At 62.8% G+C, this 13,284-nt stretch carries 13 protein-coding genes; 4 read left to right on the plus strand and 9 right to left on the minus strand.

Annotated features, from left to right (window positions below):
• Positions 1-44 precede the first annotated feature (44 nt).
• Positions 45-653 carry a ferric reductase-like transmembrane domain-containing protein gene (locus tag H6851_09795; GenBank protein MCB9943897.1) on the minus strand — a complete coding sequence of 203 codons (609 nt, stop codon included), beginning with the start codon at positions 651-653 and terminating at the stop codon, positions 45-47.
• A gap of 145 nt (positions 654-798) precedes the next feature.
• Between H6851_09795 and H6851_09800 the strand changes: the two genes are divergently transcribed.
• Together H6851_09800 and mazG are read left to right on the plus strand one after the other, a co-directional pair.
• A complete protein-coding gene (locus tag H6851_09800) occupies positions 799-2,199 on the plus strand; it encodes an exodeoxyribonuclease VII large subunit (protein MCB9943898.1) in 1,401 nt (466 codons plus the stop codon).
• Positions 2,200-2,255: 56 nt separating this feature from the next.
• Positions 2,256-3,008: a nucleoside triphosphate pyrophosphohydrolase gene (gene mazG / locus H6851_09805; protein ID MCB9943899.1), complete on the plus strand. Its 753-nt coding sequence runs from the start codon at positions 2,256-2,258 to the stop codon at positions 3,006-3,008.
• Between the two features lie 45 nt (positions 3,009-3,053).
• Here the strand turns inward: mazG and H6851_09810 are convergent, their stop codons facing one another.
• The 8 genes from H6851_09810 to H6851_09845 form a co-directional block, all read right to left on the minus strand.
• On the minus strand, positions 3,054-3,626 hold the full coding sequence (locus H6851_09810) for a hypothetical protein (protein MCB9943900.1): 573 nt from the start codon (positions 3,624-3,626) through the stop codon (positions 3,054-3,056).
• Positions 3,627-3,741: 115 nt separating this feature from the next.
• Entirely contained in the window at positions 3,742-4,158 is a 417-nt protein-coding gene (locus H6851_09815; protein MCB9943901.1) for a Rieske (2Fe-2S) protein, read from the minus strand.
• Positions 4,155-5,282 carry an amidohydrolase gene (locus H6851_09820; protein MCB9943902.1) on the minus strand — a complete coding sequence of 376 codons (1,128 nt, stop codon included), beginning with the start codon at positions 5,280-5,282 and terminating at the stop codon, positions 4,155-4,157. The genes H6851_09815 and H6851_09820 overlap by 4 nt, the downstream gene beginning before the upstream one ends.
• Before the next feature lie 2 nt (positions 5,283-5,284).
• Positions 5,285-6,364: an amidohydrolase gene (locus H6851_09825; GenBank protein ID MCB9943903.1), complete on the minus strand. Its 1,080-nt coding sequence runs from the start codon at positions 6,362-6,364 to the stop codon at positions 5,285-5,287.
• 40 nt (positions 6,365-6,404) lie between these two features.
• Positions 6,405-7,229 carry a carbohydrate ABC transporter permease gene (locus H6851_09830; protein ID MCB9943904.1) on the minus strand — a complete coding sequence of 275 codons (825 nt, stop codon included), beginning with the start codon at positions 7,227-7,229 and terminating at the stop codon, positions 6,405-6,407.
• The gene (locus tag H6851_09835) at positions 7,226-8,098 is read right to left on the minus strand and encodes a sugar ABC transporter permease (protein ID MCB9943905.1); all 873 of its coding nucleotides are present in this window, start codon (positions 8,096-8,098) and stop codon (positions 7,226-7,228) included. The genes H6851_09830 and H6851_09835 overlap by 4 nt, the downstream gene beginning before the upstream one ends.
• Before the next feature lie 86 nt (positions 8,099-8,184).
• Positions 8,185-9,438, minus strand: a complete 1,254-nt coding sequence (locus H6851_09840; GenBank protein MCB9943906.1) for an extracellular solute-binding protein — start codon at positions 9,436-9,438, stop codon at positions 8,185-8,187.
• 155 nt (positions 9,439-9,593) lie between these two features.
• A complete protein-coding gene (locus tag H6851_09845) occupies positions 9,594-10,373 on the minus strand; it encodes an IclR family transcriptional regulator (protein ID MCB9943907.1) in 780 nt (259 codons plus the stop codon).
• A 333-nt stretch (positions 10,374-10,706) separates the two neighbouring features.
• On the opposite strand from H6851_09845, the gene H6851_09850 reads away from it, so the two are divergent.
• Both H6851_09850 and H6851_09855 read left to right on the plus strand, forming a co-directional pair.
• Positions 10,707-11,615, plus strand: coding sequence for a dihydrodipicolinate synthase family protein (locus H6851_09850; GenBank protein ID MCB9943908.1), 909 nt, complete (start codon positions 10,707-10,709; stop codon positions 11,613-11,615).
• A gap of 213 nt (positions 11,616-11,828) precedes the next feature.
• Positions 11,829-13,244 carry an FAD-binding protein gene (locus H6851_09855; GenBank protein ID MCB9943909.1) on the plus strand — a complete coding sequence of 472 codons (1,416 nt, stop codon included), beginning with the start codon at positions 11,829-11,831 and terminating at the stop codon, positions 13,242-13,244.
• Positions 13,245-13,284: the final 40 nt, after the last annotated feature.

The following is a 13,284-nucleotide window of genomic DNA, read 5'->3' on the forward strand; positions in this document are numbered from 1 at the left end:
GACCGGGCGGAGCCTCGATGGACGATCCGCCCGGTCGGGAAATGTCACGCCTCGGCCAGACGGCGGGAACGGCGCGGCCGGGTGGCGACATGCCAGATGCGATAGGCTTCAAGGGCAGCCAGTGGAGCGAAGTGGACAAGTGCGCCACCGACGCCCCGGCTGACCAGCAGCCAGTGAACCAGCGTCAGCATGGCCGCCGGATAGACCCAGCGCTGGAGGTTCTTCCACATGCCGCGCATGCGGCGCATGGACGTGTCGTTGCTGGTGATGGCCAGCGGCACGAAGATCAGGAAGGCCAGCCAGCCGGTCCAGATGCCGGCGCGGGTCAGGTCGGCCACGATGACATCCAGCGATGCCTTGTCCAGCAGGTAGTAGAGTGTGTGCAGTGCGGCATAGCCGAACGCGGCAACACCGAGATAGCGCCGGCGCGCCATCAGCCACAGGAGCCAGCGCCGCCGCCCCACGAGCATCATCAGCGGGGTGATCATCATGGCGATGATGGTGAAGCGGGCGGCAAACTCGCCGGTGGGATGAACGAGTCGGTGGAAACTGGCGGCACCGGAAATGCCGTCGGCGATCATGCCGACCGATGGCAGTGCGAGCAACAGCCAGAAGGTTAGGGGATGGTTCCAGACGGTTTTCAGTTTTGACATGGTGAAAGTCTTCGCTGTGAGATGACTGAACACCGGATACCCTAATCGCATTTCGTATCAGAATTTCACTGGCGCGCGGTGCCAATTGTATCCGTTTGTCCCGGCGACCGCTGGTCACGGCCGGTAGCCTGCGCTAGACGAGGGCATGGCCAGCAACGTTCACGAATATACCGTCTCGGAAATCTCCTTCGCCCTCAAGCGGACGGTCGAGGATGCCTTCGGCCTCGTCCGGGTGCGTGGCGAGATCTCGGGGTTCAAGCGCGCAGCGTCCGGCCACCTCTATTTCGCGCTGAAGGACGACAAGTCGGTGCTGGACGGGGTGTGCTGGCGTGGATCGGCCACGCGGCTGGCGTTCAAACCCGAGGACGGGCTCGAGGTCATCTGTACGGGCAAGCTCACGACCTATCCGGGCCGCTCCCGCTACCAGCTCGTCATCGAGCACATGGAGCCTGCCGGTGCGGGAGCGCTGATGGCGCTGTTCGAGGAGCGCAAGCGGCGCCTTGAGGCCGAGGGCCTGTTCGATCCGGCTCGCAAGCGGCCGTTGCCGTTCCTCCCTGAGATCATCGGCATCGTCACCTCGCCGACCGGCTCTGTGATCCGCGACATGCTGCACCGCCTGGCCGAGCGCTTTCCGCGCAGGGTCGTCCTGTGGCCGGTAGCGGTGCAGGGCGAGGGGGCTGCCGAGCAGATTGCAGCGGCCATTCGCGGCTTTCCCCGGGTCGATCCGCGCCCAGATCTTCTCATCGTCGCCCGTGGCGGCGGTTCCATCGAGGATCTGTGGGCGTTCAACGAAGAAGTTGTCGCTCGCGCGGTGGCCGATTGCGACATTCCGCTCATCTCTGCGGTGGGGCATGAAACCGATACCACGCTCATCGATCATGTCGCGGACCGGCGGGCCCCGACGCCCACGGCCGCTGCCGAAATTGCCGTTCCGGTCCGCCGCGAACTGGCCGGCGACGTTGCCGCGCTGGGCGAGCGGATGGAACATGCCGTTCATCGTATGCTCGATCATGCCGTGCAGCGGGTGCAGGGACTGGCGCGCGGACTGCCCGATCCCGCCATGCTGATGGGCATCGCCGCCCAGCGGTTCGACGACCTGAGCGAACGCCTGCGGTTGCGCACGCCGCTGCTCATGCTTGAGGAAAGGCGCGAGCAGATGACCAGGCGGCACCAGCGTATCGGCGAACTCGCCCGCGACCGCATCCGCGCCTGCGAGCGTTCGCTGGCCGGCATTCCGGATGGACGCATCGCCGCACTGGTCGACCGGCGCATCCATGACGAGACGGCACGGCTCGGCGGTCTCTCCAAGCTGCTCGAAAGCCTGGGGCACAGGCAGGTGCTGGAGCGAGGCTATGCACTGGTTCACCGGCCCGCCGATGGCGGCCTCATTTCCTCACGCGCCGATGCCGAGCGCGAGGGCATCATGGAGATCGAGTTCCGCGACGGCCGGGTGAAGGTGATGCGCGGCGGCGAGACGCCACCTGCGCGGCGAAGCGCCCGACGTGGCAGCAGCGAACCATTCGGCGACCAGGGGACCCTGCTTTGAAACCCGGTACGCCGCCCGGTGCGGAACCGTCCGGTATCGACCGGTTGCTGGAGGTCATGCGCCGGCTGCGCAATCCGGAAGGCGGCTGCCCCTGGGATATCGAGCAGACCTTCGACACCATCGCGCCTTACACCATCGAGGAAGCCTACGAGGTGGCGGATGCCATCGGGCGTGGCGATTTTGCCGATTTGCGCGAGGAGCTGGGCGATCTGCTCCTGCAGACGGTCTATCACGCACAGATGGCCGATGAGGCAGGGCTTTTCAGCTTCGACGATGTGGCCCACGGTATCGCCGACAAGATGGTTGCCCGCCACCCGCATGTCTTCGGCGCCGAACAGGTCGACAATGCAGCCGCCCAGACCGACCGCTGGGAAGCGCGGAAGGCCCGCGAGCGCAGTGCACGCGCGCATGCCCGGGGCGAAAGACCGAGCCTGCTCGACAACATCCCCCTGGGCATGCCCGGTCTCACCCGTGCCCTCAAGCTGCAACGCCGTGCCGCGCGCATCGGTTTCGACTGGAAGGAACTTCCCCCCATTCGTGCGCGCATCGACGAGGAACTGGCCGAACTCGATGCCGCCCGGGGCGATGAACGTGCGGAGGAACTGGGCGATCTGCTGTTCACGGTCGTGAATTACGCAAGGCGTATCGACGTCGATCCCGAAGCAGCCATGCGCGCCGCCAACGCCAAGTTCGAGCGCCGCTTCCGCCACGTCGAGGCCCATGCCGGAGACGATCCCGCTGCCGCCGGTCTCGATCGATTAGAAGAATTGTGGCAGGAGGCGAAAAGGCTGGAACGGGAAGGATCATAGGCCAGCCGCCCGCGACGGCCGATCGTCTCCAATTTTCGAAAAATTTTATCGATCGGGGCGAATCCGGTGCGCGCGTGTGATGGCTCTTGCGGTGGGGAAGGTCTTCACGGGGGGAGGGATGGCGCTCCGGTATGCATGGCCCGCCGCCCGCAGTGGCCGGGCATCGGCCGGAGCCGCAACCGCAACGCGCATGTAGCGAAGGGCGACAGGTGTTGCGGGAGCGGCCGTGATGGGGGCGGGTCGCATCCGCTGCCACGCCTCGCGCTGATGGGTGCGATGGGCCAGTTCGGCGTCGGCCGTCCGCGGGCCTTCAACCTCGTCCAGGTACATCATCCGCCAGAAATCGCGGTAATACCCGGCCGCCATGATGGCAAAACGCAACTGCCGGGCGAGGTCGCCGCCCCTGAGCGTGGCGTAGCAGAACGAACCCGCCGGTATCCGCAGGAAGCCGGGCAGGGCCGCCTCGCGGACCCCGCCATGCGCCCTGCGCCGCGACACCAGCAGCCAGCCCAGCAGCAGGAGCCGCCCCAGGCACAGCAACAGGATCTCCCGCCCCGCCGACAGCGGCGGGCGCACGGGATTTCCGGCAGGAACGGGGCTCGGGGCACATCGTGTCATGCTCCCGTACCTGCCATGAACCCTATCGAAAAGTCAAGGAAATAATTCCTTTCACCGTCATTTGAACAAGAAGCCAGCCCCTGACACCATTCCCCTATCGCCTCTTGACGACGCCTTACGCGTCGATGACGAGGTAATCGTCCTCGACGAGTACCTCGAACGTCTCGGCGATGTAGGGGCCTTCGAGGATGGTTGCGCCGTGCTCGCTGGAGGCAGGGTAGCTCTTCACCCATGTGCGCCGCGGGTCGCAGTAGGACTTGCCCGTTCTCAAATCGAACTCCCAGCCGTGCCAGGGGCAGCGGACGATTTCGCCCTTGCGCGTGTACTCCAGCTCGCCGGGACGCTCGGACCGGACAAGCCCGACCTGCTTGCCATCGCAGAGGCTCGCGCCCTGGTGCGGACAGCGGTCGAGAACGGCCAGGTATTCGCCGGCGACATTGAAGATGACGACATCCTGGCCACGGACCCGGACCTTCAGCCGTCCGCCTTCGGGAATTTCATCGGTCCGGGCCACGACATGACGCTCGCTCAAAGACGATACACCTTTCTGGCGTTGCCGGAGCAGATGGCCAACCGGCTTGCGTGATCGAGCTTGCGCGGCAAGGCGAAACTCGGGTCGTCGAAATCCCAGTGCGGATAGTCGGTCGCGATCAGCAGACGATCGAGGCCGATCCATTTCATCGTGTCGATGAGCTGCTGCGAACGCTCCGGCTCCTCCATCGGCTGCGTCGAGATCCACAGATTGCGCCTGAGGGTTTCCGACGGTGGACGGGTGACGTGGGGAACTTCCTCGCGATGTCTCAGCCAGTGCTTGTCCAGCCGCCACATGAGCGACGCGAGCCAGCCGAACCCGCCCTCGATCATGATCATGCGCAGGCCCGGGAAACGCTCGAACACGCCATTCATGGCAAGACTTGCCACACCGGCCTGACAGGCAGCGGCGTGTCCGGTCATCTCCTCGATGTAGTAGCTGGGCCAGCCCGCACCCGTGACGGCATGTCCGCTATAGCCGAAGACATGCACGCCGATCGGCAGCCCGACTTCCTGGGCCTTGGCGAAAATGGGCCAGTAGCGCTTTGCACCGAGCGGCTCGAAGGTGCGCGCGAGCATCAGGATCTGGGCAAAGTCGCGATCATCGGCGCATCGCTCGATCTCGGCCACGGCCGCTTCCGCGTCTTCGTATGGTATGACGATGGAGGCCTTGAGCCGCTTCTCCGGCCTCGTCCATGTCTCCCGCTGCCAGTCATTGACGGCCCGGCTGATGGCAGCACCGAAGTCGGTGTTGCGGTCGGCCTGCCCGGTGGGAAACAACGGCGCCAGGATACCGGCCTCGATATTGTAGGCGTCGAGATAGTGCTCGCGCATGAATGCGAGGTCGCTGCCCGGCTGTGCTCCCTCGGGCGTCCATGCATCGCGGCGGGCGGCCCTCGGCGCGGCCTTGGGATAGGGATCCCCCTCGGCGAACGGATGACGTGGCCGGGCCCCGTAGCTTTGCAGGTAGCGCCACCAGCGATCGGCGAGGAAAGGCTTGATCTCGCTGATCGACTTGACGGTCGGGTGGACGTCGCTGTCGATGATGGCAGGTCGCTTCCCGCGCGCCGTTTCCGGCAAGGGAGCCACGGCAGGTGCGGACGGCGTGGCGATATCTTCAAGCATCATCAAGGTCCTCCCAGACGGGGATAGGTCTCCATCGGATTGTCGCAAAGGAGCCGGCTGGACACGGGCTCGGGAAGTCCCGGCGGCAGGGCGTCGTCACCATCGAACTGCCAGTGCGGATAGTCCGAAGAGAACAGCAGCATCTCATTCGAGCCGAGATGGTCCATCAATCTTTGGACAATATCACTGTCATCGGGACAATCAAAGGGTTGCGTGGTAAGCCGGACATGCCGGCGCAGGATGTCGAACGGCGTCTGGTCGACCCAGGGCACTTCCATGCGAAGGCCGCGCCAGAACTTCGAATAGCGCCAGGCAAACGCCGGCAGCCAGCTGACGCCGGATTCGATCAGGACGATCCTGAGCTCCGGAAACTCGACGAACACGCCGTGACTCATCAGGCTGGCGAGCTGTGCCTGCATGCCCTGGGTCTGGTCGACATAATCCTCGACATGATAGGTCGGCCAGCCGACGGCGGTGATCGCCTGGCGGTAGGCGCTGCCGAGATGCAGGCCGACGGGCATGTCGTGGCGGCAGGCGGTGTCGTAGATCGGCCAGTAATGGCGGCGGCCGAAGGGCAGGTCATGCATGGCCGGCATCAGGACCTGGACGAAGCGCCGGTCCGGGGCAAGCCGCTCGATCTCGTCGACGGCCCGTTGCGGGTTTTGCAGGGGCACGACGATCGACGCCCGGAGACGGCTGTCGCGATCCAGCCATTCGGCAGCGATCCAGTCGTTCACGGCCGCGCACAGGGCCGCGGCAAGACCCTCGTCATGAACCTGCTGCACGCCGTAGAGGCAGTTGAGGATGGCGTGCGAAAGACCGAAGTGATCGAGCAGGTCGCGTTGCACCGCCTCGACACTGTCCGCGCCGTGGGCGGGACCGCTGCGCCAGTCCTCGCGGATGCTGGCCGGCACACCCGGCGGGTAGGCGTGGCTGCGGAAGCCCTCGATGCCACGCACCTCGACCATGTCCCGCCAGTAATCGTCAAGATAAGGCAGGAGCACCGACAGGGACGGAACCTGCGGGTGCACGTCGCAATCGATGGCGCCGCGGTATCGCTCCGTGGAGCTGGTGTTCGTCATCTTCCCCGGATCCCGTTGCATGGGGTTTCCCGCTGCCGGATCATCCCTTGACCGCCCCAAAGGCGAGGCCGCGGACGAGATGTTTCTGCAGGAACATCATGAAGGCGACGATGGGCAGCATGATACCGATGGCGGCCGCTGCCGACAGCGACCAGTAATTGATGTCCTCGCCGCCATATTCGGCGATCGCGACCGGCAATGTCTTGGTGCCGGGGCCGGTCAGCACGAGGGCGAAGAGGAATTCGTTGTAGGCGAGCAGCAGGCTGAAAAGCGCGGTCACCCAGAGCCCCGGCTTGACGACGGGAAGGGCGACGAGATGGAATGTCTGCCAGAGATTGCAGCCGTCGATGCAGGCGGCCTCGTCAAGCTCGACCGGTACATCGAGAAAGAAGCTGCGCATCAGCCAGATCGTGAACGGCTGGTTGATGGCCACCAGTGCCAGCACCATGATGGTGTAGGTATCGATCAGGTTGACGAAGGTCGCGAGCACGAAGAAGGGGATCGCGAGGAGGATGTGCGGGAACATGCGGATCGCCAGCAGGCCGAACAGCAGACCGCTCGTTCCGATCCCGCGCATGCGCGAGAGTCCGTAGGCGGCCATCGTGCCGATGGGCACGGAGATGCAGACGGTCGCGACCGCGATGATCACGCTGTTGACGAGAAAGCCGGTGAAGTCCTTCTCCACCCAGACCTGCCGGTGGAACTCGAAGGTTGGCGTGAAGACGAACCTGGGAGGCACGGCGAAGGCGTCGACCGGAAGCTTGATCGAGGTCAGGAACGCCCAGAAGATCGGCATCAGGTTGATGGCGGTGAAGGCACAGAGGCTGACGAAGAGGATGAGCTGGACATGCGGTTTGCGCTTCATCGGAACTCGCCTCGCTCGCGTCGGTAGATGACCGCGGTCATGCCGGCGACCAGGGCCGCCACGATCAAGAGCGTGAGAACGCCGAGTGCCGAGGCCTTGCCCACCTCGAGCAGGCGGAAGGCGAGGGCGTAGGTGTAGAGCGTGATCGTCTCTGTCGCGGTTCCGGGGCCGCCGGCGGTGAGCACGTAGATGCTGTCGAAGAAGCGGAACGCATCCATCGTGCGGATCGCGAGGACGAACAGGATCAGCGGCCGCAGCGCCGGCAGCATGATGCGGGTGAGAATCGTCCAGTTGCCCGCACCGTCCATCTGTGCGGATTCGATCTGGCTCGTGTCGACCGTGTTCAGCCCGGCATAAAGCACGAGGATCATGAAGGGCGTGAACTGCCAGGCATCGGCGAGCACGACCGTGAAGCGTGCCCAGATGGGATCGCCCAGCCAGTCGGGCGGAAAGAAGCCGAGGCTCATGATGATCCCGTCAAGCAGTCCCCAGCGGCCCATGAAGATCCAGCGCAGGAAGAGAGCGGCCACTACGGGCGTGATGATGTGCGGCAGGAAAATCAGGAGGTTGAGTGCACGCACGCCATAGGTGAGCTTGTAGAGTCCGAAGGCGATGGCAAGCCCGAGCGAGAATTCGAGCGAGACCGCCGAGCCGACGATGATGAAGGTCTTGTAGAGCGACGACCAGAAACGCTCGTCAGCCAGAAGCGCGGCGTAATTGCCCAGGCCGACGAAGGTGCGTTCTCCGGCGCCGAGGTAATAGTTGAACAGGCTCAGATAGACTGCATATCCGAAGGGGTAGAACAGGACGACGGCAAGGACGATACCGCTCGGCACAAGGAACAGCCACAAGCCACGCTGGCCATGCATGTCAAAAGTCACTCCGTGACCGAAAAGCCCATCAATGGGGTCAGACCTCCCGGTGGGTCGGCTTCAAGAAATTCGAGGCGATTCGGTTACTGCTTGTAGTAGCCACGGCTCGTGAGCAGCTGCGTCGTTTCCTCGGCCGCGGCGTCGAGTGCTTCCTGCATGTCCATTTCGCCCGTCACCCCCTGCAGTACGCGCCGGGTGATGAACTCGCCGACCTCGTAGAATTCCGGCAGCCGCGGAAATGCTTCGCCGATCTCAAGCGAGGCGAGTGATGCCGGATAATGGCGGTTGATCTTCTGCAACTCGGGATCGTTGAGGACCGAACGCCTCGGCGGCAGGATCATCGAGGCCGCCTCGCGCATATTGGCCTCGTCGGATGAGGTGGCGATGATGCGGAAGAGCGTATCCGGATCCTGGCTGGAAAATGCGGAGATTGCATAACCATCGGCGGCGATCCGCTGGTGACCGTCGGGTGGAGCCACCCAGTCGATCTTGCCGACGACATTCGACTTGGTTGGATCATCCATGGCTGCCGCACGCGATGCCCACTGCATACCCATGTATGCAGTATCCTGTTGCAGGGCAATCGTACATTCGTCATTTGCGGCTGAGGTGAAACCGCGCTGCGCGTTGGCCGTGATTTCCTTCAGTCTGGTGAAGGCAGCGACACCGGCCTCGTTGTTGAACACCGGACGCATGTCGCCATCGAACCACTGTCCGCCGAGGCCGTTGAGATACCAGTGCATTTCATTGAGAGCCGCATCGACCGGCTTGAGGCAGCTGATCGTGCCCGCGCGCAAGGGCGAGTTCAGTTCTGCGGCGAGCGCGCCATATTCCTCGAAACTGGTTGGCGGTTCCTTGCCAGCCTCATCCAGCAGGTCCTTCCGATAGAAGAAGAGCTGCGTGTTGATCGTGTGCGGAAGAACGTAGAGCTTTCCGTCATAGCGGAACGTATCGAGTGCACTGTCGGCAAAATCGCCGAGATTGAACTCTTCCTTGTATTTTTCGAACAGGTCGTCCAGCGGTCTCAACCAGCCATTCTTGGCAAAACTCAGGAACGTGCTGTCATTGAGATAGAGGATATCGACCGTATCCGCCTTGGAAGACAGGGCGATGGTCGCAAGCTCCATGGCCTTGTCGTGCGGCATGAGCTGGGTATTGACCTCGACTCCCTCAATGGCTTCCTTCATGCGTTCCGCATAGAATTCGAGCGCGGGATAACGGTGGCTGATCATCTGCACTGCATCTGCCGCATCGGCCCGGTCCACGCCCCCCGACATCAAGGTCAGTACGGCAACCAGACCCGCAGATCCACGGGCCAGCCCATCTACGAACGTCATCGCAACCCTCCCCAAGTCGATTATGTTCGTCTGCTGGGAACTCATCATGCCGGAGACCGGGCTTTCTGGGAAGCCCCGCCTTCAACATTCAGTTGATACCGGGCCCGAACAGTCTCGTTATTAACCTTACGGACGTCGCAGCCGATGATCCCTCGTCAGGCTTCGGTTGGCGACCTGTAGCCGAGGCGCCTTGAGATCGCGTCGGCATGACTGACCACATAGGGTGCGAAATTGTGCAGGGCCTCCTCCGTCAGCCTTTTCTTCGAGCCGCTCGCCGAAACGGCCGCAAAGACCCTGCCCGAACTGTTGCGGATCGGTGCGGCAACACAGTGCACATTGGCCTTGTGCTCTTCAAGGTCGAGGGCATAGCCGCGTGCGCGGATATGGTCGAGTTCTCCGTGGAGCCGTACGGGATCGGTGATGGTGGTGCGTGTGAACGGCATGAGGCCGGCGGCGATGACGCGGTCGATGTCGCCCTTCGACTGGAACGCGAGCGCGGCCTTGCCGACACCGGTGCAGTAGCAGGGCGAGATTTCCATGATGATGGTGGCGTTCTGGGGGCCGGTCGGCCCGCCGGTCGATCGCTCGACGAAGACCATGCGCTCGCCGTCGAAGACGCAGAGATGAACGCCTTCCCCGGTCAGCGCGCTCAGGGCCTCGACGAACGGATGAGCGACCCGCTGGAGATCCATGTTGTTGAGGACCGTTGCGCCGAGCTGGAAGAGCCGCAGCCCCAGACGGTACTCGTCACGTGTGTGATCCTGTTCGAGAAAGCCCACTTCCTTGAGTGCCAGAATGGCTCGGTGTGCTGTCGACCGCGGCAGCCCGGCACGTTCGGCGATTTTCGACACGGTGAGAGATCGATCCGTGGTGGAAAAGCAGTCAAGTACACTGACGAGCTTGCCGAGAGATTTGATGTTCTTCGTTTCAACCATCGCAGCCATTTCCAAGAAAGGGCACACATTGACAGGTGGTGTGCTTTTTTATCCCGCAATGTGGATACATCTGACTGCATTATGGAACAAGGGCGGATTTGGCAGCATGCCCATAATGCGGGATACGCGGTCATGCGGGTTTTTCATTTTTAATATTTTTTTGAACTAACTAATTGATTATCATTTATATAATTTGAATTAACCATTTTGCTCGTTGCATGCTATCGTTTCGTATTTCGGGATTTTCTGAAGAATTTTCACGTTTGGCAGTTGACCGAAATCGCGTCGAATTGGTATTGTCCATCCCGCAATATGAATTTGGGGAGGCTAGGCATGAGCAAGGACATCTTCGGTATCATTCCTCCGATCGTGACGCCCTTTGATGCGGACGGTCAAATCGACGAGGGCGCGCTGCGTGAGAACGTGAACTTCGTCATTTCGCGCGGCGTGCACGGCATCTGCTTCGGCGGCAGCACCGGAGAAGGGCATACCCTGAATTCCGATGAGCTTGAGCGCATCGCGGAAATCTGTGCCGAAGAAGCTGCCGGGCGAGTTCCGGTCATTGCGGGCATCATCACCAATTCGACCGTCGACGCGGCCGCCAAGGCCAAGCGCATGCGAAAATATGCGATCGACGCGTTGCAGATCACGCCCGTCCATTATCTCTTCAAGCCGGATGCCGATGCGACCTTCGGCCATTTTCAGGCACTCGGTGACGCGACCGATCTGCCCATCATTATCTACAACGTGATTCCGTGGAATTACATTGCACCCTCCGAACTGGTGCGGATGATGCGTGAAATTCCCAACGTCAAGGGCGTCAAGCAGAGCGCCGGCGATCTCAAGCTGTTCGCCGACCTGATGGTCACGGCACCGGACGATGCGATCATTCTTTCGGCGGTTGACGCGCTGCTCTACCCGTCATTCGTGCTGGGATCGCATGGAACGATCGCTGCCAACCCGGCAGCGGCTCCAGGAGCCTGCGTCGCTCTCTGGGATGCCGTTCAGGCGGGTGATTTCAAGCTTGCCCATCAAATCCACGTCGACCTCCTGAATTTCTGGAATACGATCTCGGCCGACAACCTGCCGGCCAACGTGAAGTTCTCGCTCGCCCAGCAGGGCGTTCGTTCGGGCTTGCCGCGTGCGCCGATGCCGGCGACATCCGAGGCGCAGGCCGCCCGTATCAAGGCCGCGTTGCCTGGTGTGTTGCAATACGACAAGGTGGAAAAGGCTGCGGCCTGAGCCGGGATATCCGGCAGCGTAACGGTTCGAACGACTGGCGGCAGTGGCATCGCACTCGGGGGAGGGTGCGATGCCCGGTCGTGACGGTTCATCCATGTTCGAAGCGGTCGCGTTGCGGATGCCGGGGGTGGTCGGGTGTTCCGATTGAGGAAATCCCGTGTCCCCGGCCCATGTCTTCCTGCGGGAACGCCCATGCCAGAAACAAGCCTTTCCATGCTTTCACGAACATCCCGGCAGGGATCCGCCGTGCCGGCCGCAGCATTCGGGGCACTTGCTTCGCTGCTCGGCGACCGGCTTTCCGAATCGAACGCCGAACGTGAGCATCATTCGCGTGGTGAGGGTCTTCCCGACGCCGGTTTGCCGGATATCGTCGTATACCCCGAAAGCAGCGAGGAAGTTGCCGCGATTGCGGGGATCTGCAACACTCACCGGCTACCAATGATTCCCTTCGGTGCCGGCTCGTCGCTCGAAGGCCAGGTTGCCGCCGTCGCCGGCGGCGTTTCCATCGACATGCAGCGCATGAACCGCGTGCTCTCCGTGTCGCAGGCTTCGCTCGACTGCCGGGTCGAAGCCGGGTTGACCCGGATCGAGCTCAACGATCATCTGCGCGACACGGGACTGTTCTTCCCGCTCGACCCGGGTGCGAATGCCACCCTTGGCGGAATGGCCGCGACACGCGCATCCGGAACGAATGCCGTAGGCTATGGCACGATGCGCGATGTCACGCTGGGCCTGACCGTGGTGACGCCTGACGGGCGAATCATCCGTACCGGCAGCAGGGCGCGAAAATCGGCGACCGGCTACGACTTGACGCGCCTTTATGTCGGTTCCGAAGGCACGCTTGGCATCATCACCGAGCTTCAGCTCCGCCTTGCCGGCCAGCCCGAAGCCATCGTGACGGCGGTGACGCAGTTCCCCGACCTGACGGCGGCTGTCGAAACGGCGAGCTTCGCCCTGCAGATGGGCCTTCGCATGGTACGCATGGAACTGCTGGACGAGGCGCAGATGGATGCCTGCATCCGCTATTCCGGGCTCGAATCCATGCAGCCCGTTCCCTCGCTTTTCGTCGAGTTCCACGGGACATCCGTTTCGGCGCGCGAACAGGCCGAGTTGTTCCGCGAACTGGCTGCCGATCAGGGAAGCCTTTCGTTCGACGAGGCGCACGAAGCCGAGGATCGCACCCGTCTCTGGAAGGCGCGCCACGCCTGTTACCAGGCCGTGCTGGCGCTGGCGCCGGGCAAGCGCAATATGGGAACCGATGCCTGCGTGCCGATCGAACATCTGGTCGAGTGCATCGTCGAGACGCAGGCGGATATTCGTGAGAGTGGCCTCGTGGCGCCGATCGTCGGCCATGTCGGCGATGGCAATTTTCATCTCGGCATCCTGTTCGATCCGCTGGACACGGACGAACGCGCGCGGGCGGAAGCGCTTGCCGAACGCGTGAGCCTCCGGGCGATCCGCTTCGGCGGAAGCTGCTCGGGTGAACACGGTGTGGGATTGCACAAGACACGGTATCTCGACCTTGAGCATGGCGACGGAATTGAGATCATGCGCTCGATCAAGGCGGCCCTCGATCCACTGGGGCTCATGAACCCCGGCAAGCTCATTCCCGAGCCGGTGCCGGGATAAATCACTCCCGACCGCTTCCGATGAAAGGAAGGGCGGGCGG

Source organism: Geminicoccaceae bacterium, assembly GCA_020638465.1.
Taxonomy (GTDB): domain Bacteria; phylum Pseudomonadota; class Alphaproteobacteria; order Geminicoccales; family Geminicoccaceae; genus JAGREO01.